The organism is Streptomyces sp. NPDC088794 (assembly GCF_044750545.1).
Taxonomy (GTDB): domain Bacteria; phylum Actinomycetota; class Actinomycetes; order Streptomycetales; family Streptomycetaceae; genus Streptomyces.
Genome location: NZ_JBIVKB010000002.1, coordinates 474141 through 498432, shown reverse-complemented (window position 1 = coordinate 498432; position 24292 = coordinate 474141). Strand labels below are relative to the sequence as shown.

The following is a 24292-nucleotide window of genomic DNA, read 5'->3' as shown; positions in this document are numbered from 1 at the left end:
CGTTTTCGCCGCTACCGTCAGGACAGGTGCCCGCCAGGGTGATATCGGGGGGTTCGCGATGAGCGGATGGAACGGCTACAGCTCGGGTTCCGGCGAGCGTGAGCCGAGCGAGGAGAGCGGGCAGGCGGCCTGGTCGGGAGGGCGGTCCACACCGCCGCCGGACTGGGCGAGCGCGGAGACCCGTACGAACGTCACGCCCCCGGACTGGGTCGCTGCCCACGGTCGCCCGGGCGATCCGGTGCCGCCGCCCACGGGTTGGACACCACCGGCCCCGTATCCGTATCCGCCGCCCGCGCCGGCGCCCGGCCGGTCCGGCGGCGCACGGCGGCTGCTCGTCACACTCACGGCGACGGTGGTCCTCGGCGCGGGCGCGGGGGCCGGGTTCTGGTACGTCAATCGGGACGGCTCCACCGGGGATACGGCGACTCCCGCGACCAGCGTCAGTGCCGGCACGAGTGAGAGTCCGCAGCCGCAGACCTCCACCCCGCCCGCCTCGCCCCTGGCTTCCGTGACGCCCAACTCGCCGTCCCCGTCAACCGGTTACCGCCGTGCCCAGGACCCGACCGGCTACACCGTCGACGTGCCCGAGGGCTGGACCCGTCGGCAGAAGACGGGGCAGCTCGCGCCCGTGGTCTTCTACGACGCTCCCGGCGACAGCCGCCAGTTGCAGATCTTCCGGGTCTCCGAGGCCACGCCCTACGAGTCCCTCGAACTGGCCGAGACCGACCCCGGGTACGGGTTCGCGAAGCAGCCCGGGTACCAGGTGATCGAGCGCGATCGCGGGGACACCTGGGCCGAGTTGACGTACCGCTACGACGATCCGGAGACGGGGGCGCGGCAGATCGTCGACCACCGGTTCCGGGCGGCCGACGGGTCGCTGTACGCGATCCGGGCGGGCGGACCGGCGGACCTGGCACCGGAATCGGTGCGGGAGCCGCTCGCCATGGCGGTGCGGTCCTTCTGCCCGGCGGGCGCGGAGTGCACGTGAGTCGGGCTGCGGGAGTGCGTGCGAGTCGGGCTGCGGGAGTGCCCGTGAGCCGGCCCGCGCCTACTCCAGTCCGCGCTTGCCCGGTGCCCAGAACGGCTTGGTGAGGACGGACCGTCGGTCCCAGCCCGCCTCGCGGACCAGGATCTGCCGTACCTGCTGCACGGTCCGCGCCTCGCCGGCGACATAGGCGATCCCGCCCGGCTCGGGGGCCAGCCGCTGGACCGCGTCCGGGAGCGAAGTGGCGCCCCTGGTCAGCCAGTTCAGGCGGTCCGCGTGGGGGAGCGGGAGTCGGTCGTCGGGTGCCTCCGTCTCCACGCAGCCGGAGATCCGCGCGTCCTCCGGCAGCGCGGCCAGCATCGCGCCGAAGGCGACGGACGCCGTCTCCTCACCGACGAAGACGTGGTGGGTGGCGTCGGAGCGGAGGGTGAAGGTGCCCTCGGGCTTCCGCAGCCGCACCTGGTCCCCGACGCCGACGCTCTTCCCCCAACGGGCCCCGGGTCCCCCCTCGGAGTGGTCAAGGACGCGCAACTCGACGGCGCCGGACGGGTCGTAGTGCCACACGGAGTACGTCCGCAGGGTCAGGCCGCCGACCAGGACGCGTACCTGCTGGCCGGGGCGGACCTCGAGTCCGGCGAGGGCGTCGCCCTCGACGCGCAGTCGGCGCATGCGGGCGGTGACGGGTTCGGCCGCGGTGACGGTGGCGCGGAGGGTCAGCAGGTCGAGGACGGGGTTCAGGAGGGCGGCGGGCACGGGGGCTCCTCAACTGGGTCGCGCGTGAGGGGAGTCGATGATCAGATGCGACGGGATGGACGCGATAGTACGCGTTTCCCGTCGGACGCGATAGTGCGTGTGGTGGTGGTCCGGTCGCGGTGTCCGACGATCACGAGGGCCGTCGCCGCGAGGACGATGAACGCCACCGTACGCAGGGCCGGGCCCATGCCCTGAGCCAGGTCGGGGTGGGCGGCCAGGACGGTGCCGGTGACCGCGACGCCGAGGGCCGCGCCGAGTTCGCGGGCGGAGGTGCCCAGGCCGGAGCCGAGGCCCGTCTGGTGCGGCGGCAGCGAGGTGACGACACCGACCGTGAGCGCGGGCATCGACAGCCCGGTGCCCGCCGAGATCACGAGCAGCCAGCAGGCGTACGTCCAGTACGGGGTACCCGCGTCGGCGGTGGACGCGCCGAGCAGGCCCAGGCCGATGAGGGCGAGACCGGTGCCGATGACCGGCCGCGGGCGGTGCGCCCAGCGGACGGCGAGCCTCGGGACCAGGGCCATGCCGATCGTCAGCGGCACGATCGCGACGCCGGTGACGGCGGCGCCGTAGCCCTTGATGCCTTGCAGGTACTGGGAGTTGACGTAGAAGAGGGAGAACAGGCCGAAGAAGCCGGTGGCCGTGCCGAGGGTGGCCGCGCGGAGGGTGGGGGAGGTGAAGACACGCGGGTCGAGGAGGGGGGTGCGGGAGCGCAGGGCGTGGAGCGTGAACGCCGCTGTGAGGGCGGCGCCCGTCGCGAAGGCCGTGATGATGCGCGGGGAGGTCCAGCCGTGGGCCGGGCCCTCGATGATGCCGAAGAGGACGGCGACCAGGCCGGTGGTCAGCAGGACCGTGCCGGTGGGGTCGAGGTTGCTGTGCGCGGCGCGGGCCGTGCGGGGTGTGGTGAGGGTGACCGCGAGGGCCAGCAGGGCGGCCAGCGGGACCATCGCCCCGAACAGGGCACGCCAGGACAGGAACTGGCCGACCAGACCGCCGCCGAGGTTCCCGGCGAGTCCGCCGAGGCCGAGCGCGAGCGTCCAGGACGCCATCGCGCGGGATCGGTGTTCCGGGGCGGAGAGGTGGACCAGGATCGACATCGTCGCCGGGGTGATCAGCGCCGCGCCCGCGCCGGACAGGCCGCGGCCCGCGATCAGCGTCGCCGGGTTCTGGGCGAGCGCGCTGGTGGCGGCGCCCGCCGCGAAGAGCGCGAGCCCGGCGAGCAGCGCGCCCTTGCGGCCGTACCGGTCGCCCAGGGCGCCGGCCGGGATGAGGAGTCCGGCGAAGACGATGACGTACGCGTCGACCATCCACAGGAGTTGGGTGTGCGAGGGGTGCAGGGCGGACGAACTCAGCTGTGGGATCAGGAGGTTGATGGCGGCGACCATGCTCTGCGCGACGAGCACGCAGGCGCAGAGGGTGAGCAGGACGGACCGTTTGAGGGCAGGCGGGGGCATGGCTCCTCCAGGGAGCTTCGGTGGGGTGCGGGAGGTGTGGTGAGGGATGCCCCGTCACCGTAGGCTCGGCAGTGGCCTGCTTTCCAGTGCAACCTTTGCAAGGGGAGAATGCGTGTGACGCAATCCGCGAGTTCCGGCGGCTCAGGGGGCCTGGACCTCAATCTGCTGGTCGCCCTCGACGTGCTGCTCGAGGAGCAGAGCGTGCAGGGTGCCGCCCGGCGACTGCATCTCTCCGAACCCGCCATGAGCCGCACCCTGGGCCGGATCCGCAAGGCGCTCGGCGATCCCGTGCTGGTCCGGGCCGGGCGGCAGATGGTGCCCACCCCGCACGCGCTGGCCGTGCGGGCCGAGGTGAGCGCGGTGGTGGAGCGAGCCCGGGCCCTGTTCGCGCCCGGCCGGGGCGCCGACCTCAGGACCGTCAGCCGGACGCTCACGATCATCGGGCACGACGCGCTCGCCGCCCTGTACGGCGCCCGGCTGCTCGCGCGCGCCGCCGAGGAGGCGCCCGGCATCCGGATCCGCTTCCTCGCCGAGAGCCATGTCGACGCGCCGGTCCTGCGCCAGGGCACCGCCGACCTGGAGGTCGGGGTCCTGGACGCGACGGCGCCCGAGGTGCACCACGAACTCCTCTACGAGGACCGGATGGTCGGCGTCGTCCGGCCCGGACACCCGTTGCTGGAGGGGGAGTTGACGCCCGAGCGGTTCGCGGGCGAGGCCGACCACCTGATCGTCTCGCGGCGCGGCAAACTGCACGGTCCCGTCGACGCGCGGCTCGCCGAACTCGGCCTGAAACGCCGGGTGGTGGGCACCGTCGGCACCTTCCCCGCCTCGCTGTTCGTGCTGCGCGACACCGACCTGATCGGCCTGATCAGCTACTGGACCGTGCCGCTGGCCGTCTCGCTGGGCCTGGTCACCTTCGACGTACCGCTGCGACTCCCGGTTCTAGAACTGGGGTTGGCCTGGCATCCACGGCATGACGCCGACCCGGCGCACGCGTGGTTGCGGGCCTGTGTGCGGGAGCTGCTGGGGGAGGAGGGTCAGCGGGCGCCGGCCAGCCGCTTCTCGAACCAGTGGGAGGCGTAGACGTGGTCGACGTAGGCCGGGATCTCCGTGTACCCGCACGCCCGGTACATCGCCTGCGCCTCCGTGAGCACCGCGTGCGTGTCCAGTCGTACGACGTCGAAGCCGTGCTCCACAGCGGCCCGCTCCAGCTCCGCGAGGATCCGGCGGGCCAGGCCCAGGCGGCGGGCCTCGGGGTGGACCCAGACGTGCCGGATCTCGCCCACGCCCGGCTCGAGCGTCCGTAGCGCCCCGCAGGCCATGGGCCGCCCCTCCTCGTACGCGACGAAGAAGGCGCCCGCGTCGCCGGTGACCTCCTCGGGCCGTACGAGGTCGGACTTGTCGAAGCCCTCCGGGAAGCGGGCGCCGATGTCGGCCGCGTAGCCGTCCAGGCAGCCGCGGGCGTCCTCGGCGGCGCCGTCGACCAAGGTGACCGTGATCGCGGCCAGCCGGAGCAGGCGCTGGGCGGTGGCCATCGCGTGGGTGAGTTCGGCGCGCTGGGGCTCGCTGAGGGTGTCGAGGAGGCCGGCCGCGAGCGCGTTGGCCCGGCGGTTCTGCTCCTTGATCTCGACGCGTCCCGCCGGGGTCAGTTCGACCCTGCGCAGGCGGTTGTCGGCCGGGTCCGTGCCGATCCGGACCACGCCCTGCGCCTCCAGGGTCTTCGCCATCCGGCTCAGATACCCGGCGTCCAGGCCCAGGCGGCTCCGCAGCTCGCGCAGCGAGACCCCGTCCCCGGACTCGATGTCCCCGGACTCGATCTCGAACAGCAGTCGGGCCTCGCCGAGCGGGCGGTCCTGGCCGAGGTAGTGGTCGTCGAGCGCGCCGATACGGCGGGTGAAGTAACGGTTGAACCGGCGGAGGGTCGCCACCTGCTCCGCCGGCACGGGTTCGGTGTTCTCGCGCCTCATAATTCTTTGACTTTAGTCAAAGAATCCGGGTCCGTCCATCCCTGTCGCTCCATCCCTGTCATTCCACTTTCGCCCGTCACTTCCGTCGCTCTATGCTGACGGTTTGTCAACTGAGCGTCTGGCAAAGGTCTTTCCACGCATCGGGGGAACCGCGTGACTACCGCTTCGCCGCCTTCTCTGCCTTCCTTACCTCCGCACGCCAGTGAGGCGACCCGGCTGCTGTGCGCGGGCACCTATCTGGACTCCGGCTACCGCGACCGCGTCATCGAGGAGCTCCACCTCAACGAACAGCGGATGGTGGCCCCCTCGCTCGGCTTCGACGCCGCCCGGGTCCTCGCCCACGCCCTGCGCGCCCGCCGCCACGAGCTGCTGTGGGCCGGGGCCGTCATCGGCCTGTGGGTGGTGGGGGCGCCGCTCAGCGGCGGGCTCCTCGCCTTCTTCCTGTGGCCGAGCGTGGCGCTCGCGATCGCGCCCTGGGTCAGGGGCCGGGCCGCGGAGCCGCCGCTGTACCGGCTGATCCCGGCGTTCCTGCTGCGCTGGTGGGGGCGGGTGTTCTTCGCGGTGTTCCTGGTCTTCACGGTCCTCGCCGCGTTCGGCGAAGGCTCGGACACCGCGGACACGTCCGGCTCCTCGGACCCGGCGAGCCTCGGTGACGTCGTCGTCCCGAGCGTCGACGACATCGGCGGCCTCGCCGAGCCGTGGCACGCCTGGGTCACGCTCGGGGTGTTCGCGCTCATCGCGCTGTGCCTGCACGCGCAGCGCGATCAGTTCAGCCGGGCGCTGGCCGCCGAACTCTCCCCGCAGCGCTTCCCGGACGCCGCCGCCGACCCCGCCGAACAGGCCGACGGCCACCGTCTCCGGCGGCTCACGCAGCGCATCCGGCTGGAACAGCACGCGCCGCTGGTCATGTACCACGAGGCCCGTCCGTTCTGCGGGGCGGGAACGGCGTACGACACCTGGGTGCTCGCGGTGGAACTGCGGCCGGACGAGACCAACAGCCGGCGGCCGCTGAGCAACCGCGTGGTCCTGGAGCGGATCCGTCCGCTGCTCGAACAGCTCCGGGTGCCCGCCGAGTACGCGGGTCCCGGTGTCCGGGACCGGCTGCGCTGGCTGGAGATCGACGAGTGCGTGTTCCTGCCGGCCGAGGGGCTGACCAGCCGGGAGCAGGCGCCGTACACCCCGCAGGCCTTCGAGGAGCACCGGGCGCGGGCCGTCGAGGAGGGCGCCGAGAAGCGGCGGCACTTCCTGCGGATCCGCGTCGGCGGCTGGGAGGAGGAGCTGGTCGTCACGGTCTTCGTGCGCATCCACACGCAGGGCAGCATGCTGATGCTGGAGATCGCCCCGCACGTACTGACGCCGGTGCGGGCGGAGTTCAAGGACGCCGACCGTACGGCGCACCGGTTCCGCAACAACAACGCGCTCGGCAAGGGCGCGGCGGCCCTCGCCCTGGTGCCGGCCTCGGCGGGCCGTGCGCTGGCCCAACTCGGCCGCGGCCTCTACTACTTCTGGCGCCTGCTGACCGGTGGCTACGCGGGCGCGCTGCCCGACGGCCCGGCGCTGTCGGTACGCGAACTGGGCGCGGTGCCCGCGGGTTCCCTCTTCCAGGAGATGGACGTCGCCCGCTATCTGCGCAGCGTGCAGGACCGGGTCGCGAACGGCGTACGGGTCGCGCTCGCCGAATGCGGTTACGAGACCGGCGAGTTCGTCCAGAAGATCGTCAACATCAGCAACGGCGACGTGAACATCGGCCGGGTCGAGGGCAGCACGTTCGCCGTCGGCAGCCATGCGACCGCGTCCGCCTCAGCCACTGTCTCGGGCGGCCCCGCGCCGCAGAAGGGGGCGGAAAGCCATGCCCAGTGAAGAACCGAACGTCAGCTTCGGAAACGTCTCGGACAGCACCTTCGCGGTCGGCAGCCACGCCCACGCCGAGAGCCACCACCAGCACGGGCCGGCCGGGGAGCGCGACCAGGCGACCGAGGAACTGCTCGCGGCGGTACGGGAGTTGAGAGCCGACCTGGAACGGGTGCGGGCGAGCGAACAGACGGCGGCACTGGCGGCGGAGCTCGCGGAGACCGAGACCGAGATCACCGGCACGGGCCAGGCGGGGCACGGCCGCCGCCAACGCCTGCGCGAACTGCTCGCCGACTCCCAGTCCCTGCTCGACGTCCTCGCCTCGGCGGGGGCGGTCGCCGCGCTGGTGGGGTTGTGAGAGGGGCGCGATGAGCGGGGGAGAGCGCTACTGGAACGAGGACCTGCAACGGTGGGAGGAGGGGACGAGGGAGGGCGCGGGGGCGGTGACTCCGCCGACGCCTCCCGTCAATGAGTGGGCCACTGTGGGTAGTTGGGCACCCGAGGTGCCGGCCCCCGCTCCCGCGACCGTCGGTGGGATGAATCGGCGGCTTGTGTGGTCCGTCGTCGTCGGGGCGGCCGTGGTCGGGGTGGCCGTGAGTCTCGTCCTGACGTTGGTCGTGGGGAAGGGCGACGGCGGGTCGGACGACAAGCCGGTCGCGGGGAGTTCCGTGGGGTCTCCGTCGCCGTCGGAGTGGAGTGCTGCCGGAGTGACGCCCGGCGAGGGGACGGTCTCCCCGTCGGTGTCGGTGTCGGTGTCGCCGTCGGTCTTCGGGCCGCCCGCCGGGTACGAGAAGTACGACGACGCGGAGGGGTTCCAGATCGCGGTTCCCGAGGGGTGGACGCGCGGTACGGTCGACTCCGAGTTCGGGATCGCGGTGGTCAACTACCGCAGTGCGGACCGGTCTCACCGGTTGCAGGTGTACCAGGTGGCGGAGGATTCCCCGGCCGCCTCCTTCGAGCTGTTCCTGTCGGACCGGACCAGCAAGGCCGCCGGCTTCCGGAAGCTCGATCTGCAGACGCTCGACGACGGGCAGTTCACCGGCTCGCGCCTCGAATACCTGGCCGACACCATCAAGGGCGAGCCCGACGTCGGTACCTGGCACGTCTACGACGAGCGTTTCGTCGCGGCCGACGGCAACATCTACGCCCTTGCCTCCTACGGCCCCGACTCCGACGGGCGCGCGGACGAACTCGCCCGTCTGGCCACCGCGTTGACCTGGTTCTGCCCGCCCTACACCTCCTGCGGCACCGACGCCGGCCTGGACTGACGGGACAGGGGGACGGCACCCCGACGCGGGCTCACGCGGTGCGCAGCTCCTGCTGGAGCTTCCCGATGTCCACCGTGTCGTCCGGCGCGGGGGTCGCCGACGGCACAGGTTCGCCGTAGTCCCGGAAGGTCAAGGCCATGTCGGTGCCGTCGCCCTTCTGGGTGGCCTCGACCAGGCGGTGCGGTGCCGCCGAAGTGACGTACAGAACCGTCCGCTTGCCGTCCCGCGTGCCCTTCAGCGGGATGACCTTCGTGCCGTCGATCTTCGTCTCGGCGCCCTTGGTGAGCGGGGTGTCGCTGGTGGACCCGCCGGTGTAGAGCTCCTTCTGGAACGCGGTGAGGTCGCAGGTGCCGGAGAGGCTCTTCAGCAGGGAGTCCTTCGTGGAGCCGAGGATGGTGGGGGTCCCCCCGGTCGAGCGAAGCCGAGAGTGGGGGAGGTTCTTGAAGAGCTCGGCCACCGCCTCGCCCTGGCCACCGGGCACCTGGGCCTTCCAGAACGCGGTGTCCGGCTTCATCCACACCTCCTCGCCCCGCTTGACCAGTTCGAGGCTGCCCCCGCCGGAGCCCATCCGCAGCGTGCCGACGCAGTTGCCGTCCCGGTCCAGGGCCAGATCCATCGAGGTCGGCTGGGTCTTGCCGTCCTTGGCGTCCGTGCCGCGGTCGGTCAGTTTCAGGTGCACGGAGTCGGTCTTGAGCAGGTTGTCCTTGGCCTGGTCGGCCAGTTCCCCGGCGGAGGGGCCGTCGTCGGCCACCGCGACGGCTGGGGCGACGGACAGCAGCAGGGCCGCACTCGCCGCCGTGCAGATCAACGCCTTCCTGGTCATTGCCCCACCTCCAGGCTCTGCCCCACGGGTCGGCCTCACCGTTCAGCGTACGGTTCGCCCCATTTGCCCGCATGCCCAGTGACACAGCGCACTTTCGGCCATGAATTGCGCATGCAATCGGGGGCCGGGGGCATGTGCTCACGGTCCCGCTGGGTGACATCCGTGTCACTCAGGGGCGCTGAACAGGAACGGAAGGCAACACCGATCATGGCGGACACAGCAGACGGCCTGGGGCTAGAGGCGCAGGCGACCATCCACGTGCGCGGGGAATGGCGTGAAGCCGTCTCCGGTGCCGCGCGCGAGGTCCTCGACCCCGCGGACGGGCTGCCGTTCGCCCTGGTCGCGGAGGGTGACGAGAAGGACACGGACCTGGCGGTCGCCGCCGCCCGGCAGGCCTTCGACCACGGCGACTGGCCGCGCACCCCGGTCGCCGAGCGCGCCGCCCTGCTGCGCCGCGTCGCCGACCTGCTCGTGCGCGACCGCGAACGGCTCGGGCTGCTGGAGAGCCGGGACGCAGGCAAGACCGCCGAGGAGGGCCGCGTCGACATCGACTGTGTCGCGGACGCCTTCCGCTACTTCGCCGACCTCGTCGCCGCCGAGTCCCCCGGCCGGATCGTCGACGCGGGCTCGCCCGACATCCACAGTGTCGTCGTACACGAACCCGTCGGTGTCTGCGCTCTGATCACCCCCTGGAACTACCCCCTCCTCCAGGCCAGTTGGAAGATCGCCCCGGCGCTCGCGGCCGGCAACACCTTCGTGGTCAAGCCCAGCGAGATCACCCCGCTGACCACGATCGCCCTGATCGACCTGCTCACCGAGGCCGGCCTGCCCGCCGGCGTCGCGGGCCTGGTCACCGGACCCGGCCACACCGTCGGCGCCCGCCTCGCCGAACACCCCGACGTCGACCTGGTCTCCTTCACCGGCGGCCTGGTCAGCGGCACCAAGGTCGCCCAGGCCGCCGCCCCCACCGTCAAGAAGGTCGCCCTCGAACTCGGCGGCAAGAACCCCAACGTCGTCTTCGCCGACGCCTGCGCCACCGACGAGGACTTCGACACCGCCGTCGACCAGGCCCTCAACGCGGCCTTCATCCACAGCGGCCAGGTCTGCTCGGCCGGCGCCCGGCTCATCGTCGAGGAGTCCCTGCGCGAGCGCTTCGTCGCCGAACTCGCCCGCCGCGCCCAGAAGATACGCCTGGGCCGGGGCACCGAGGACGGCGTCGAGTGCGGCCCGCTCGTCTCCGAGCAGCAGCGCGCCAAGGTCGAGGCGTACGTCGCCTCCGCGCTCGCCGAGGGTGCCGTGCTGCGGGCCGGCGGCCGACGCCCCGAGCCGTCCGTCGAACGCCCGGCCGGCGGCTACTTCTACGAGCCCACCGTCCTGGACCAGTGCCACCGCGAGATGCGGGTCGTGCGCGAAGAGGTCTTCGGCCCGGTCCTCACCGTCGAGACCTTCCGCACCGAGGACGAGGCCGTCGCGCTCGCCAACGACACCGAGTACGGCCTGGCCGGCGGGGTCTGGACCGGCGACGGCGCCAAGGCCCGCCGGGTCGCCGCCCGGCTGCGGCACGGCACCGTCTGGATCAACGACTTCCACCCCTACCTCCCGCAGGCGGAGTGGGGCGGCTTCGGGAAGAGCGGCGTGGGGCGGGAGTTGGGCCCCGCCGGACTCGCCGAGTACCGCGAGACCAAGCACATCTACCAGAACCTCGCGCCGAAGCCGGTGCGTTGGTTCGCGGGCTGAGCCGACGCACGGCCCTTCCACCCTCAGCTTTCAGACCCCAGCCCCCACTGGAGTGAGCACCCCTATGCCCCAGAGCGAGAACGAGAACCAGAACGAGAACGCGTACGCATACGACTACGTCGTCATCGGCGGCGGCACCGCGGGCTCCGTCATCGCCTCCCGCCTCACCGAGAACCCCGACGTCACCGTCGCCGTCATCGAAGGCGGCCCCAGTGACGTGGGCCGCGAGGACGTCCTCACCCTGCGCCGCTGGATGGGCCTGCTCGGCGGCGAGTTGGACTACGACTACCCCACCACCGAGCAGCCGCGCGGCAACTCCCACATCCGGCACAGCCGCGCCCGGGTGCTCGGCGGCTGCTCCTCGCACAACACCCTGATCGCCTTCAAGCCGCTGCCGTCCGACTGGGACGAGTGGGAGACGGCCGGCGCCCGGGGCTGGGGCGCGGTGCCGATGGAGGCGTACTACGCCCGGCTCCTCAACAACATCGTGCCGGTCGACGAGAAGGACCGGAACGCCATCGCCCGCGACTTCGTCGACGCGGCCCGGACCGCGCTGGGCGTCCCGCGCGTCGAGGGCTTCAACCAGAAGCCGTTCACGGAGGGCGTCGGCTTCTTCGACCTCGCCTACCACCCCGAGGACAACAAGCGGTCGAGCGCGTCGGTGGCGTATCTGCACCCGGTGATGGACGAGCGCCCCAACCTCCGCATCTTCCTTGAGACGTGGGCGTACAAGCTGGAGCTCGACGGCACCCGTGCCAAGGGCGTGCACGTGCGCACCCAGGACGGCGAGGAGCTGCTGATACGGGCCCGCAACGAGGTCGTCCTGTGCGCGGGCGCCGTCGACTCGCCCCGCCTGCTGCTGCATTCGGGCATCGGCCCCCGCGCCGACCTCGAAGCGCTCGGCATCCCGGTCGCCCACGACCTGCCGGGCGTCGGCGAGAACCTCCTCGACCACCCCGAGTCGGTCATCGTCTGGGAGACGAACGGACCCCTCCCCGAGAACTCCGCGATGGACTCCGACGCGGGCCTGTTCGTGCGCCGCGACCCCGAACACCTGGGCCCCGACCTGATGTTCCACTTCTATCAAATCCCGTTCACCGACAACCCGGAGCGCCTCGGCTACGAGCGGCCGGAGTTCGGCGTCTCGATGACCCCCAACATCCCCAAGCCCAAGAGCCGCGGCCGGCTCTTCCTCACCAGCGCCGACCCGTCCGTCAAGCCCGCCCTCGACTTCCGCTACTTCACCGACGAGAACGACCACGACGGCCGCACCCTCGTCGACGGCATCCGCATCGCCCGCGAGATCGCCAAGACCGAGCCGCTGGCCGGCTGGCTGAAGCGCGAGGTCTGCCCCGGCCCGGAGGTCCTCGGCGACGCCGAGCTGAGCGAGTACGCCCGCAAGGTCGCGCACACCGTGTACCACCCGGCCGGCACCTGCCGCATGGGCGCCGTCGACGACGAACAGGCCGTGGTGGACCCGGAGCTGAGGATCCGCGGCCTGGACGGCATCCGGATCGCCGACGCGTCCGTCTTCCCGACCATGCCCGCGGTGAACCCGATGATCGGGGTGTTGATGGTCGGTGAGCGGGCTGTCGACCTGATCGGAGGCGGTGCGTGATGAGCGAGGCAGTCTTCTCGGTCGACGGCCTGTGGAAGGTCTTCGGCCCCAAGTCCGACTCCGTCCCCACCGACCCCGACCTGCGCGCTCTCGACCCCGTCGAACTGCGCACCCGTACCGGCTGCACCGCCGCCGTCCGTGACGTCTCCTTCGACGTGCGCAAGGGCGAGGTCTTCGTGGTGATGGGCCTGTCCGGCTCCGGCAAGTCGACGCTCGTGCGCTGTCTGACCCGGCTGATCGAGCCGACCGCCGGCACGATCTCCATCGACGGCGAGGACGTCCGCGCCATGGACAAGGCCCGGCTGCGTGAACTGCGCCGGCACCGTGCCGCGATGGTCTTCCAGCACTTCGGTCTGCTCCCGCACCGCACGGTCCTCGACAACGTGGCCTACGGCCTGGAGATCCAGGGCATGGGCAAGGCCGAACGCCGGGCACGGGCCCAGGAGGTCGTCGCCAAGGTCGGGCTGGAGGGCATGGAACAGCGCAGGCCGGCCCAGCTCTCCGGCGGCCAGCGGCAACGCGTGGGCCTGGCCCGTGCGTTGGCGGTCGATCCCCAGGTCCTGCTGTTCGACGAGCCGTTCAGCGCGCTGGACCCGCTGATCCGGCGGGACATGCAGGAGGAGGTGGTCCGCCTGCACCGCGAGGAGGGCCGCACGATGGTCTTCATCACCCATGACCTCAGCGAGGCCCTGCGGCTCGGCGACCGGATCGCCCTGATGCGCGACGGCCGGGTCGTCCAGCTGGGCACGCCCGAGGAGATCGTCGGCAGCCCCGCCGACGACTACGTCCGCGACTTCGTCCGGGACGTCCCCCTCGAACAGGTCATGACCGTGCGTACGGCCATGCGCCCCGGTGACTGCGGCGGCCCGGACCATCCGGGCGCGCTCGCCCCCGACGCCGTGGTCGCCGACGCGATCAAGGCCGTCGCCCGCAGTGGCCGGACGGCCTGTGTGGTGGAGGACGGCCACTGTCTGGGCGTCCTCGACCACGAGCGCCTCCTCGCGGTCGTCGCGGGGGAGCGGTTCAAGGAGGCGGTCTGATGCCGACGAATCGGCCCAAGGAGGCGGTCTGATGGCCACGTTCACCGCATCCGTCCCCCGCGCCCTCCCCACCGACCTGCTCAAGCGCCGGTCGGTCCAGAAGCTGCTGCTCATCGCGCTCGCCGCGGCGATCCTCGTACCGCTCGCCAACGCCCGCTGGGCCAGCGGAAGTTGGCCCGACGCGCTCACCGTCGACCTCACCAAACCGCTGACCGACGTCAGCGACTGGATCATCGACAACCGCGACAGCCACCCCCTGTTCCTCTACTTCTTCGGCTACGTCAGCAACGCGGTCGTCATCTGCGTACGCGCCGTCTATCTCGTGCTCCTCGCCGCGGGCTGGGCCGGGGTCACGGCCTTCGGCGCGCTGGTCGCCTGGCGGGTGGCCGGCGTGCGGCTCGCGCTCGGCACGGGCGCCGCGTTCCTCGCCTGCGGGCTGCTCGGCATGTGGGTGCCGACCATGCAGACGCTCGCGCTGATGGTCGTCGCCGTCCTCGCGTCGGTCGCCGTCGGCCTCCTGCTGGGCCTGGCCGGCGGTCTCTCGGAACGGCTCGACCGCGCCCTGCGCCCGGTCCTGGACACCATGCAGGTGCTGCCCGCCTTCGCCTACCTGCTGCCCGTCGTCCTGGTCTTCGGCATCGGCGTGCCCGCGGCCGTCCTGGCCACCGTCGTCTACGCCGCCCCGCCGATGGCCCGCCTCACCGCCCTCGGCCTGCGCGGCGCGGACAAGGAGGTCCTGGAGGCGGTCGACTCACTCGGCGCGAGCGCCCGCCAACGGCTGCTGACCGCCCGTATCCCGCTGGCCCGCAGGGAACTCCTGCTCGGCCTCAACCAGACGATCATGATGGCGCTGTCCATGGCGGTCATCGCCTCCGTGATCGGCGCCGGCGGCCTCGGCGACCGCGTCTACCAGGCGCTCGCCTCCGTCGACGTCGGCGCGGCCCTCGCGGCCGGCATCCCGATCGTGCTCCTCGCGGTCGTGCTGGACCGGGTGACCGGCGCGGCGGGCGACAGCACGGGCGAGGAAGAGATCGGGAGCCGCCGTTGGCTCTACGCGGGCGGCACCGTCGTGGTCGTGGCCCTCGCCGCGCGTCTCGCGGGCCGGCTCGACTGGCCCGAATCCTGGACGCTGAACATCGCCACGCCGGTCAACCGCGCCGTCGACTGGATGACCGCCCACCTCTACTCGGGCGTCCCGGTCGTCGGCGGCACCGCAGACTGGGCCGGGCACTTCACCACCTGGGTCCTGGACCCCGTCCGCGACGGTCTGCAGTGGCTGCCCTGGTGGTCGGTGCTGCTCCTGGTCGCCACCCTCGCCTGGCTGATCGGCACCTGGCGCACCGCACTCACCGCGGTCCTCGCCATGGCCGCGATCGGCGTCCTCGGCGTGTGGAAGCCGTCCCTCGACACGCTCTCGCAGGTCCTCGCGGCCGTCGCCGTCACCCTCGTCCTGGGCTTCGCGACCGGCATCGCGGCGGCCCGCAGCGACCGCTTCGAACGGCTGCTGCGGCCCGTCCTGGACGTCTTCCAGACCATGCCGCAGTTCGTGTACCTGATCCCGGTCGTCGCGCTGTTCGGCGTCGGCCGCGCGCCCGCCGTCGCCGCGGCGGTCGTCTACGCGCTGCCCGCCGTCGTCCGCATCACCACCCAGGGCCTGCGTCAGGTCGACCCGGCCGCGCTGGAGTCCTCGAACTCGCTCGGCGCGACCAGCTGGCAGCAGCTGCGCCAGGTCCAACTCCCGCTCGCGCGACCGGCGTTGCTGCTCGCCGTCAACCAGGGCGTGGTCCTCGTCCTCGCCGTCGTCATCATCGGCGGCCTGGTCGGCGGCGGCGCGCTCGGCTACGACGTCGTCTTCGGCCTGGCCCAGGGCGACCTGGCGACCGGCCTGGTGGCGGGCGGCGCGATCGTCTGCCTCGGCCTGATGCTCGACCGGGTGACCCAGCCGACGCGGCGCCGCACGAACAAGGGAGCGTGACATGCGCGTACGTACGACCGCTGCCGTCGCGTCGCTGGTCCTGCTGACCGGCTGCGGCGCCGCCGACATGACCAAGCAGGCCTCGCCCTTCGCCAACGCGCAGGGCGCCAGGACGGTGACCCTCTCCGTGCAGTCCTGGGTCGGCGCGCAGGCCAACGTGGCTGTCGCGCAGTACCTGTTGGAGCATCGGCTCGGCTACCGCGTCGACACCGTCCAGGTCGACGAGGTGCCCGCCTGGGACGCGCTCAGCCAGGGCCGGGTCGACGCGATCCTGGAGGACTGGGGCCACCCCGACCAGGAGAAGCGCTACGTCGACGACAAGCACACCATCGCCCGGGGCGGCGGACTCGGGGTGACCGGCCACATCGGCTGGTACGTGCCGACGTACCTCGTCAAACAGCACCCGGACATCACCGACTGGAAGAACCTCAACAAGTACTCGTCGCTGTTCCGCACCCCCGAGAGCGGCGGCAAGGGTCAGTTGATGGACGGCTCGCCGTCGTACGTCACCAACGACAAGGCGCTGGTGAGCAACCTGAAGCTGGACTACCAGGTGGTGTTCGCCGGTTCGGAGGCCGCGCAGATCACGCAGATGCGGCAGTTCGCCAAGGAGAAGAAGCCCTTCCTGACGTACTGGTACGCGCCGCAGTGGCTGTTCAAGAAGGTCCCGATGACCGAGGTCAAGTTGCCCGCGTACAAGGAGGGTTGCGACGCGGACCCGGCGAAGGTGGCCTGCGCCTATCCACACACGCCGTTGCAGAAGTACCTCAACGCGGACTTCTCGAAGAAGGGCGGCGAGGCGGCGGCCTTCCTGAAGAAGTTCAAGTGGACGACCGAGGACCAGAACGAGGTCTCCCTGCTGATCGCCGACCAGAAGCTCACACCCGAGCAGGCGGCGAAGAAGTGGGTGGACAGCCACACGTCCACGTGGAAGGCGTGGCTGTCCTGAACGCCCTTGTTCCGTAGGGTCGTCGGCCGTCTCCTACTTCTTGAGGCGGTCGGCGATCCCACGGAGCGCGTGCGCCGCCGCGCGCTGCATGCCCGGTCCGAACGTCACGCGCGTGGCCCCGAGTTCACCGAGTTCGGTGGGCGAGGGGCCCTCGCCGTCCAGCCGGCCCGCCATGTTGATCGGCCCCTGGATCCCGGACCGCAGCAGCGGCAGTACGTCCGTCGGGGCGCCGATCGGATAGACGCAGTCGGCGCCGGCGGCGACGTACAACGCGGCCCGCTCGATGGCCCGTTCGGGATCGCCGTCCCCGTGCAGGAACGTGTCCACCCGGGCGTTGACGAACAGCTCGTCCCCGGCCGCGTACCGCACCTCGGCGAGCCAGTCGGCGTGCTCGCGCGGGTCCTTGAGAACACCACCCCCGTCGGAGTCCTCAAGATTGCAGCCCACGGCCCCTGCTTCCAGCAGCCGCTCCACCAGCTCCTTCGGCGCCAGCCCGTACCCGCCCTCCACATCCGCGGAGACCGGCACGTCCACGGCCCGCGTGACGCGCGCCACCGCGGCGAACATCTCCTCGCCCGGCACGTCCCCGTCCGCGTACCCGAGCGCCGCGGCGACTCCCGCGCTCGGGGTGGCGAGCGCGGGGAAACCGGCCTCCACGAGGACCCGCGCGCTGGCCGCGTCCCAGGGACCGGGCAGCACGAGCGGGTCGCCCGGGACGCGCCCCCGGTGCAGGGCGCGGAAGGCGGCGACCTTGCTCACGGTCACTGGTACTGCCCGGCGGTGTAGTGGCCCGGGACCATGCGGCAGGTCACGCCGAAGCGGTTCCACGCGTTGATCACCGTGATCGCGGCGATCAGCTGCGCCAGCTCGGCCTCCTCGAAGTGCTTGGCGGCCTTCTCGTACACCTCGTCCGGCACGAAACCGTCGGTCAGGACCGTGACCGCCTCGGTCAGCTCGAGCGCCGCGAGCTCCTTCTCCGTGTAGAAGTGCCGCGACTCCTCCCACGCGCCGAGCTGGATGATCCGCTCGACGCTCTCGCCCGCCGCGAGCGCGTCCTTGGTGTGCATGTCCAGGCAGAACGCGCAGTGGTTGAGCTGCGAGGTCCGGATCTTGACCAGCTCGTTGAGCTTCGGGTCGAGGCCCTTACGGGCGGCGGCGTCCAGGCGGAGCATCGCCTTGTAGACGTCGGGCACGTGCTGGGCCCAGTTCAGGCGGGGGCTGTGCTCGGGGGCGTACTGATCGGTGCGATCGGAGGCGGATTCGGCGGTCTGCTCTGTGGTCATGTCTCGACCCTAGGTTCCGGGCAGCCCAGGAGTATGGTCCATTTCCATGGTGAAAACGTGGGCCACTTTCGGCGTAGACCTCCACCTGGAACCGACCGGACCGGGCCTGCGCCGCGGCCTGACCGACGCCCTGCGCGAGGCCGTCCGCACCGGCCGCCTGGCCCCCGGCACCCGCCTGCCCTCCTCCCGCTCACTCGCCGCCGACCTGGGCATCGCCCGCAACACGGTCGCCGACGCGTACGCCGAACTGGTGGCGGAGGGCTGGCTCACGGCCCGCCAGGGCTCGGGCACACGGGTCGCGGAGAGCGTTCGGGCTGCGCAGGCCACGAGGGGTGCGAAGGGCGCGTGGGTCGGGGAGGGCACGCCGATCGCGACGGACTCCCCACCTCGCCCCGACCCCGAGCCGTCCGGCGAGGAGCCCCATCGCCACCCCCGTGATCGCCACCCCCGTGCGGGGCATCACCTCCACCCCGGTGAAGAGCACCGCCCTCGCGAAGCGCACCGCCCCCGCGAAGCGCCCCGCCCCGCCTACGACCTGGTCCCCGGCACCCCCGACCTCGCCTCCTTCCCGCGCGCGGAGTGGCTCAAGGCCGCCCGGCGCGCCCTGACAGACGTCCCGTCCCAGTCCCTCGGGTACGGCGACCCGCGCGGCCGCGTCGAACTGCGCACCGCGCTGGCCGGCTACCTCGCCCGCGCCCGGGGCGTACGCGCCGACCCCGACCGCATCCTGGTGTGCGCCGGCATCTCGCAGGGTCTGCGCATCCTCAGCGCGGTACTGCGGGCGCGCGGCGCGAGCACGGTCGCCGTGGAGTCGTACGGCCTCTACATCCACTGGCGCCTGCTCGCGGCCGAAGGTCTGCGAACCGTCCCGCTCCCCTTCGACGAACGGGGCACGGACCCGAGGGAGTTGACCGACGAGGGCGCGGTCCTGCTCACCCCCGCCCACCAGTTCCCGATGGGCGGCACCCTGCACCGCGACCGGCGCGCGGCCGTCGTCGACTGGGCCCGCCGCACCGGCGGCATGGTCATCGAGGACGACTACGACGGGGAGTTCCGCTACGACCGCCAGCCCGTCGGCGCCCTCCAGGGCCTGGACCCCGACCACGTCGTGTACGCGGGCACCGCCAGCAAGGCCCTCGCGCCGGGCCTCCGGCTGGCCTGGCTGATACTGCCCCCGGGCCTCGCCCAGGAGGCGGCACGCGCGAAGGGCGGCATCGACTCCTGCGGGGCACTGGACCAGCTGACCCTCGCCCAGTTCATCAACTCCGGTGCCTACGACCGTCACGTGCGCGCCTCCCGCCTGCGCTACCGGCGGCGCCGCGACGCCCTGGTCGCCGAACTCGCCCACCGCGCCCCCCAGGTCAGCGCCACCGGCATCGCGGCCGGCCTGCACGTGGTCCTCCGCCTTCCCCCGGGCACCGAACAACAGGCCCTGCGCGCGGCCGCCTGGCAGGGCCTCGCCCTCCACGGCCTGCACCGCTACCAGCACCCCGACGCGACGGTCGAACGCCGCGACGCGCTGGTGGTGGGCTACGGGACCCCACCGGAGCACGCGTGGTCGGGGGCGCTGGAGGCGTTGTGCCGGGCGTTGCCTTAGCGGTCGTTCACGTGCCGGCAAGGCGTTGAGCGCGACGGAGACGCAGGGCGGACGCGGTGACGGCCGCCGTGGTGCCCAGCACCGCGTAGCCGCCGAGGGCGAAGACGCCGACGATCAGCAGGACGCCGCGCGGGTTGAGGGCATCGCTCAGTTCGGCGGTGAAGCTCTGTGATGCGGGGGCGGGAGGCGTGTCGTGGGCCGGGGCGCCGGGTGAGAAGGATGTCATGGTCAGGTCTTTCGGGGTGCGGTGTGCCGTGCGTGGAGGGGAGCGGACTCGGGGGCTGGCCTCGTACCGTTGACCTGGGTTGCCCCGGTCCGGTGCTTGCGAGGGGTCAGACGACGACTCCCGCCTTGATGACGTGGAGCAGGCTCTGCTGCGGGCGGGCAAGAACGCCGATGTCCTCAAGCGGATTGCCGTCCACCACGAGCAGGTCGGCATGGGCCCCGACGGCCAGAGTGCCTATCTCGCCTTCCATGCGCAGCAGCCGTGCGGCCGTGGTCGTGGCGGACCGCAGGATGTCGGCAGGCGGCTGGACCTGGGCCCGCAGGTTGAATTCCTCGAGCTGGGCGCTGTGCAGGGGACCGATCAGGTCCGTGCCGTAGACCAGATTGACGCCGGCCCGGTAAGCGCGCTCAAGCGCGGACAGGCCGGCCTCGTGCACGTCGGCGATCTTCTTGTACGACTGCTCGGGCATTCCGACGCGTCGGCCGAACTGGGCCATCTGGTCGTAGGTGACCAGCGTGGGAACGAGAAAGGCATCGTGCTCCAGGAGCAGGCCGATCGTCTCGTCGTCGATGAGGTTTCCGTGCTCGACGGACCGGACACCCGCCCGCAGCGCCCGGTTGACCCCACGGGAGTGGTAGGCGTGCACCGTGACATAGCGGTTGTGGTGCTCGGCCTCGACGACGGCCGCGCGGATCTCCTCGTCGGTGTACTGGACCGCCGACACCTCGTCGTGGGGTGAGGCCACGCCTCCGCTGACCAGCACCTTCAGATGCGATGCGCCCTTTCGGAACTCGTCGCGGGCGGCGGCACGTACCGCGTCCACGCCGTCGGCCACACGGCCGAAGGAGGGGCGGCTCTGACAGCAGGGCAGTGAGTCGTCGCCCAGCGGGCGGAGGTCGCCGTGGCCCCCGGACTGCGACAGGGCCCTGCCGCCGTAGATCAGGCGGGGGCCGGTCGCGAGTCCCTCATCGAGGGCCCGGGCCATGCCGTGGTCGGCTCCGCCGACGTCGCGGACGGTGGTGAAGCCGCGCCGGAGCATGCGCTCGGCTTCCTTCAGGGCGCGAGCGGTGGCATATCCAGGCGTCCAGTCGGCCGCCTCCTTGGCGTCGAACGTCGTCAGCAGGATGTGCACGTGGGCGTCGATGAGGCCTGGCAGCATGGTCGCGCCGCCGACGTCGAGAACGGGCACGTCCTCGGGCGCCGCGGGCGCACGCCCGGTGCCGTGAGCGGCGATGCGGCCGTCGACGGCCTCCAGCCAGGAGGTGTCGGTCAGCTCACCGCTCTCCGGGTGGAGCAGCCGAGCGTTCGTGATCAGCAGACGTACGGGATGCGAAGAGGGCATCTTCTGGTTCCTTCCGGTGGTTCCGGGCTGTGGCCGGCGGACTTCTCGCCAGGGAAGGCGGCGAGAACCGCGAGAGGCGGCGACGACGTACAGGAAGATGCGTGCAACATTAGATGCATGGAAAGCATGCATGCAATGATTGATTCATGAAGTTCACGTCACTGTCTCTCCGCACGTCCCCCGGCCGCCGTGACGAGCTGGTCGACCACTTCCGCTCGGCCGGCATCCTGGAGGCTTCGGGCGCACTCGCGGCGCAGGTCCTGGTTCCGGCAGACGCACCGGACACCGTCGTGGTCACGGCTCTGTGGCCCGACGCCGACGCCTGCACGGCCTGGCAGAATTCACCCGAGCGCCAGGAGTACGCGCTGGCGATGGCGCGCTTCTTCGACTCCGCCGACGCCATCAGCACCCGTGGCTTTCACGTCGCTCACCACGTGGCCGAGTGAAGCCGTCGCCCCGCACGTGAGGAGAGGACTCCTTGACCATCGAGTCATGGCTGGCCGAGCGCACCACCCGCGGCGCACTCGGCCCTCAGGCCGAACGCGTGGCGCACCTTCTGGCCCGGGCTCCCCAGTTCGCCAGCTACTCCTCGGCCCGCGAGATCGCCGAACGGGCCGGAGTCAACGTCTCGACCGTGGTCCGCACCGCCCAGCAGCTGGGTTTCGAAGGCTGGCCCCAGCTGCGTGAGGAACTCCGGGCCCTCTACCTCGCCTCAGTCTCCTCCGGCGACGTCTCCCTGGGTCCGGAGGCCGCCGACCCCGCGGCCCAGATGCTGCGCCATGACACCACCAACATCAGCGCTCTGGCCACTCCCGACAACCTCGCCGCCATCCGCGCCACCGCCCGGGCCATCAAGGCCGCCCGCCGCACGCTCATCATCAGCTCCGGCAGCGGGGCCGGGCCCGCCCACATCCTGAGTTACCTCGGCACCATCGCCGGCCACGACGTCCAGCTCGCCCTCGGCTCCTCCACCAGTCAAGCCGTCCAGGTCGCCCGCCTGGAAGAGGGCGACTGCCTCATCACCATCAACATCTGGCGGCTCACCCGCACCCTGCGCGGCCTGACGCGACTGGCCCGTCGGCGTGGCGCCACCATCAGCATCCTGACCGACCTGCGCTCCTCCCCGCTCGCGGAGGATGCCACCCACCTGATCATCGTCCCCATCGAAGCCACCCACACCGGACCATCCCTCACCGGCGTGGTCGCCGCCGTCCAGGCCATCCTCAGCGAACTCGCCGATGACGACGCCGTCCGCTCCGCGGGCCAGATCCAGCAGCTGTGGCAGGAACTCGACCTGATGGACGACCAGCCCTGAACCTGTCAGCCGGCCCTTGAACGCGCCGGTCGATCCGCGAACTCTCCGCCTACGGGAGGACCACCGACATGCGCATCACGGTCATGGGCGCGGGCAGCATAGGCTGCCACCTGGGCGGACACCTCGCCCGGCAGGCTGACGTCGAGGTGACGCTGATCGGCCGCCCGGCGGCGATGGCCGTCGTCGCCGACAAGGGCCTCACCCTCACCAGCGGCCGCCACGAGCCGATACATGTCTCCCCCGACGAGCTCACCGTCACCACCGAGGCCGCGGCCGCCGCCGACGCGGAAGTCGTGCTGGTGACGGTCAAGTCGGACGGCACCCGCGCCGCCGCGCGTGAGCTGGCCCCGCACCTCGCACCGGACGCCGGCGTGGTCAGCTTCCAGAACGGCCTGCGCAACGCCGAGGCATTGCGCGAGGAACTGCCTGAGCACACCGTGCTGACCGGGATGGTCCCCTACAACGTGCTGCAGACCGAGCCCGGGACGTTCCACCAGGGCATGGGCGGCGCGCTGATGCTGGACGACGATGCGGCCGGCGCGTCGCTCGTCGCCGCGCTCGCGGCGTCCCTGCTGCGGGTGGAGGCGCGCCCGGACATGCGCGAAGTCCAGTACGCCAAGCTGCTGATGAACCTGAACAACGCTGTCAACGCGCTCGCCGGCGTTCCGCTGCGAGCACAGCTCGGCGAACGCTCCTTCCGTACCTGCCTGGCCTTGTGCCAGCGTGAGGCGTTGGCGGTGTTCCGCGCATCCGGCGTGACGCCCGCCCAACTGGGTGCGGTCCGCCCCACGCTGATGCCCCGCCTGCTCCGCCTTCCGGACGTGGTGTTCACTCGCGCGGCCAAGGCCATGCTGGCCATCGACGCCACCGCACGGTCCTCGATGTGGGAGGACCTGCGGCGTGGGCGGCCGACCGAGGTCGACTCTCTCCAAGGTGAGATCGTCGCCCTGGCACAGCGGCACGGGCTGAGCGCCCCGGTCAACGCCCGGCTCGCCGAGCTGGTCCACGAGGCGGAGCAGTCTCCCCGGGGCACTGTTCGCGCCTGGTCGGGGCCAGAGCTTCTGGCCGCCCTCCGCGGCACGGCTTGAACCAGGAGTCGCTACGGGTGCTGCCTCAGGACGGCGGGAGGGGAGCCGAAGGCTCCCCCTGCGAGCCCGGTCCCAGTCCCGGTCCCGGTTCCGGTCCCAGTCCCGGCTCCCGCCCCGGCGCCTCCCCGAACCGCGCCAACGCCAGCGCCCCCGCCACCGCCACGCAGAACCCCAGTACCGCCAGCCACACCAAGCCCTCCCTCGTGCGGTCGCCGAGCCAGATCACGCCCACCGCTGCCGGGCCGATCGTCTCGCCGATGACCATTCCGGCGGTGGCCGCGGTCACCGAGCCGTGCTGGAGGGCCGAGGTCAGCAGGAGGAAGGCGGCGGCGCCGCCGAGGAGAAGGGCGTAGGTCGCCGGGTTGGTGAGGAGGTCCGAGGGGGTGACCGAGTCGATCAGGCGTACCGCCACCTCCACCACCCCGAACCCGAACCCGGCCCCCAGCCCGAGCGCCGGCGCCCGGCCCCGCCCCGACCAGCGCCCGCCGACCAGCGCGAGCAGCAGTACCGCGACGGCGACCCCGAGCATCGCGTACTTCAGCGCGGTCGACCCGGCACGGTCCCCCTCCGCGCCCGAGGCCAGCCCCAGCATCGCCAGTCCGCCGCAGACCACCCCGACCGCGCCCCACTCCAGCCCGCTCAGCCGCACCCGCAGCAGCCGGGCCGCGACCACCGCCGTCACCGCCAGGCTGGAGGCCAGCGCGGCGCCGACCGCGTAGATGGGGATCGAGCGCAGCGCGGCGATCTGGAACACGAACCCCAGCCCGTCAAGACCGAGCCCGAGCAGATACCGCCACTGCCGCACAGCTCTGAGCAGCAGCGCCGCCTCCCCACCGGCGCCGGTCGCGCGGGTGCCGGCCGTCTCCTCGTCGGCCTCCCGCGTGGCGACGGCCTGCAACACCGTCGCCGTACCGAAGCAGACCGCCGCAGCCAGCGCGCACACCATCCCAAAGATCACAAAGCGACTGTAGGGGAGGGGAGTACGGGCGGGGTGCCTCGTGGCGTGCTCTCACCGATCTCTAGG

Annotated in this window: 23 protein-coding genes; 14 read left to right on the top strand and 9 right to left on the bottom strand. The window is 71.9% G+C overall.

Going from position 1 to position 24292, the window contains the following annotated elements:
- The first annotated feature begins 58 nt into the window (after positions 1–58).
- Positions 59–988: a hypothetical protein gene (locus ACIP6U_RS06860; protein WP_401713834.1), complete on the top strand. Its 930-nt coding sequence runs from the start codon at positions 59–61 to the stop codon at positions 986–988.
- Positions 989–1048: 60 nt separating this feature from the next.
- On the opposite strand, the gene ACIP6U_RS06855 is transcribed toward ACIP6U_RS06860, so the two are convergent.
- Entirely contained in the window at positions 1049–1738 is a 690-nt protein-coding gene (locus tag ACIP6U_RS06855; RefSeq protein WP_401713832.1) for a siderophore-interacting protein, read from the bottom strand.
- A 41-nt stretch (positions 1739–1779) separates the two neighbouring features.
- Positions 1780–3189, bottom strand: coding sequence for an MFS transporter (locus ACIP6U_RS06850; RefSeq protein WP_401713830.1), 1410 nt, complete (start codon positions 3187–3189; stop codon positions 1780–1782).
- Positions 3190–3297: 108 nt separating this feature from the next.
- Between ACIP6U_RS06850 and ACIP6U_RS06845 the strand changes: the two genes are divergently transcribed.
- Positions 3298–4272 (top strand): LysR family transcriptional regulator, encoded by a 975-nt coding sequence (locus tag ACIP6U_RS06845; RefSeq protein WP_401713828.1) that lies wholly within the window; start codon positions 3298–3300, stop codon positions 4270–4272.
- Here the strand turns inward: ACIP6U_RS06845 and ACIP6U_RS06840 are convergent.
- A complete protein-coding gene (locus ACIP6U_RS06840) occupies positions 4227–5156 on the bottom strand; it encodes a GNAT family N-acetyltransferase (protein ID WP_401713826.1) in 930 nt (309 codons plus the stop codon). The two genes, ACIP6U_RS06845 and ACIP6U_RS06840, sit on opposite strands and share 46 nt — an antisense overlap.
- A 153-nt stretch (positions 5157–5309) precedes the next feature.
- On the opposite strand from ACIP6U_RS06840, the gene ACIP6U_RS06835 reads away from it, so the two are divergent.
- The 3 genes from ACIP6U_RS06835 to ACIP6U_RS06825 all read left to right on the top strand — a co-directional run bounded on the left by ACIP6U_RS06835 (position 5310) and on the right by ACIP6U_RS06825 (position 8275).
- The gene (locus tag ACIP6U_RS06835) at positions 5310–7016 is read left to right on the top strand and encodes a hypothetical protein (RefSeq protein WP_401713824.1); all 1707 of its coding nucleotides are present in this window, start codon (positions 5310–5312) and stop codon (positions 7014–7016) included.
- Positions 7006–7365, top strand: a complete 360-nt coding sequence (locus tag ACIP6U_RS06830; protein ID WP_401713822.1) for a hypothetical protein — start codon at positions 7006–7008, stop codon at positions 7363–7365. The genes ACIP6U_RS06835 and ACIP6U_RS06830 overlap by 11 nt, the downstream gene beginning before the upstream one ends.
- Positions 7366–7543: 178 nt before the next feature.
- Entirely contained in the window at positions 7544–8275 is a 732-nt protein-coding gene (locus tag ACIP6U_RS06825) for a hypothetical protein (RefSeq protein ID WP_401713820.1), read from the top strand.
- Positions 8276–8306: 31 nt separating this feature from the next.
- On the opposite strand, the gene ACIP6U_RS06820 is transcribed toward ACIP6U_RS06825, so the two are convergent.
- Positions 8307–9098, bottom strand: a complete 792-nt coding sequence (locus ACIP6U_RS06820; RefSeq protein ID WP_401713818.1) for a hypothetical protein — start codon at positions 9096–9098, stop codon at positions 8307–8309.
- A gap of 207 nt (positions 9099–9305) precedes the next feature.
- Between ACIP6U_RS06820 and ACIP6U_RS06815 the strand changes: the two genes are divergently transcribed.
- The 5 genes from ACIP6U_RS06815 (at position 9306) to ACIP6U_RS06795 (ending at position 16417) form a co-directional block, all read left to right on the top strand.
- A complete protein-coding gene (locus tag ACIP6U_RS06815; protein ID WP_401713816.1) occupies positions 9306–10835 on the top strand; it encodes an aldehyde dehydrogenase family protein in 1530 nt (509 codons plus the stop codon).
- A 64-nt stretch (positions 10836–10899) separates the two neighbouring features.
- Positions 10900–12453: a GMC family oxidoreductase gene (locus tag ACIP6U_RS06810; RefSeq protein ID WP_401713814.1), complete on the top strand. Its 1554-nt coding sequence runs from the start codon at positions 10900–10902 to the stop codon at positions 12451–12453.
- Positions 12453–13493 carry a glycine betaine/L-proline ABC transporter ATP-binding protein gene (locus ACIP6U_RS06805; RefSeq protein ID WP_401713812.1) on the top strand — a complete coding sequence of 347 codons (1041 nt, stop codon included), beginning with the start codon at positions 12453–12455 and terminating at the stop codon, positions 13491–13493. The genes ACIP6U_RS06810 and ACIP6U_RS06805 overlap by 1 nt, the downstream gene beginning before the upstream one ends.
- 31 nt (positions 13494–13524) lie before the next feature.
- Entirely contained in the window at positions 13525–15468 is a 1944-nt protein-coding gene (locus ACIP6U_RS06800; RefSeq protein WP_401713811.1) for an ABC transporter permease, read from the top strand.
- Position 15469: 1 nt separating this feature from the next.
- Positions 15470–16417, top strand: coding sequence for an ABC transporter substrate-binding protein (locus tag ACIP6U_RS06795; RefSeq protein ID WP_401713809.1), 948 nt, complete (start codon positions 15470–15472; stop codon positions 16415–16417).
- 33 nt (positions 16418–16450) lie between these two features.
- Here the strand turns inward: ACIP6U_RS06795 and ACIP6U_RS06790 are convergent, their stop codons facing one another.
- Positions 16451–17176 carry an isocitrate lyase/phosphoenolpyruvate mutase family protein gene (locus tag ACIP6U_RS06790; RefSeq protein WP_401714422.1) on the bottom strand — a complete coding sequence of 242 codons (726 nt, stop codon included), beginning with the start codon at positions 17174–17176 and terminating at the stop codon, positions 16451–16453.
- Positions 17177–17178: 2 nt separating this feature from the next.
- A complete protein-coding gene (locus ACIP6U_RS06785; protein ID WP_401713807.1) occupies positions 17179–17700 on the bottom strand; it encodes a carboxymuconolactone decarboxylase family protein in 522 nt (173 codons plus the stop codon).
- Positions 17701–17746: 46 nt separating this feature from the next.
- Between ACIP6U_RS06785 and ACIP6U_RS06780 the strand changes: the two genes are divergently transcribed.
- Positions 17747–19297, top strand: a complete 1551-nt coding sequence (locus ACIP6U_RS06780) for a PLP-dependent aminotransferase family protein (protein ID WP_401713805.1) — start codon at positions 17747–17749, stop codon at positions 19295–19297.
- Positions 19298–19304: 7 nt separating this feature from the next.
- Here ACIP6U_RS06780 and ACIP6U_RS06775 read toward each other — a convergent pair whose 3' ends face one another.
- Both ACIP6U_RS06775 and ACIP6U_RS06770 read right to left on the bottom strand, forming a co-directional pair.
- On the bottom strand, positions 19305–19523 hold the full coding sequence (locus tag ACIP6U_RS06775) for a hypothetical protein (RefSeq protein WP_401713803.1): 219 nt from the start codon (positions 19521–19523) through the stop codon (positions 19305–19307).
- A gap of 106 nt (positions 19524–19629) precedes the next feature.
- Positions 19630–20865, bottom strand: a complete 1236-nt coding sequence (locus tag ACIP6U_RS06770; protein WP_401713801.1) for an amidohydrolase family protein — start codon at positions 20863–20865, stop codon at positions 19630–19632.
- A 146-nt stretch (positions 20866–21011) separates the two neighbouring features.
- On the opposite strand from ACIP6U_RS06770, the gene ACIP6U_RS06765 reads away from it, so the two are divergent.
- The 3 genes from ACIP6U_RS06765 (at position 21012) to ACIP6U_RS06755 (ending at position 23268) form a co-directional block, all read left to right on the top strand.
- Complete coding sequence (locus ACIP6U_RS06765; protein WP_401713799.1) at positions 21012–21311, top strand: antibiotic biosynthesis monooxygenase family protein; 300 nt, start codon at positions 21012–21014, stop codon at positions 21309–21311.
- A 32-nt stretch (positions 21312–21343) separates the two neighbouring features.
- Positions 21344–22180, top strand: coding sequence for a MurR/RpiR family transcriptional regulator (locus tag ACIP6U_RS06760; protein WP_401713797.1), 837 nt, complete (start codon positions 21344–21346; stop codon positions 22178–22180).
- Positions 22181–22248: 68 nt separating this feature from the next.
- Positions 22249–23268: a 2-dehydropantoate 2-reductase gene (locus ACIP6U_RS06755; RefSeq protein WP_401713795.1), complete on the top strand. Its 1020-nt coding sequence runs from the start codon at positions 22249–22251 to the stop codon at positions 23266–23268.
- 25 nt (positions 23269–23293) lie between these two features.
- Here the strand turns inward: ACIP6U_RS06755 and ACIP6U_RS06750 are convergent, their stop codons facing one another.
- A complete protein-coding gene (locus ACIP6U_RS06750; RefSeq protein WP_401714421.1) occupies positions 23294–24214 on the bottom strand; it encodes a hypothetical protein in 921 nt (306 codons plus the stop codon).
- Between the last annotated feature and the right edge of the window lie 78 nt (positions 24215–24292).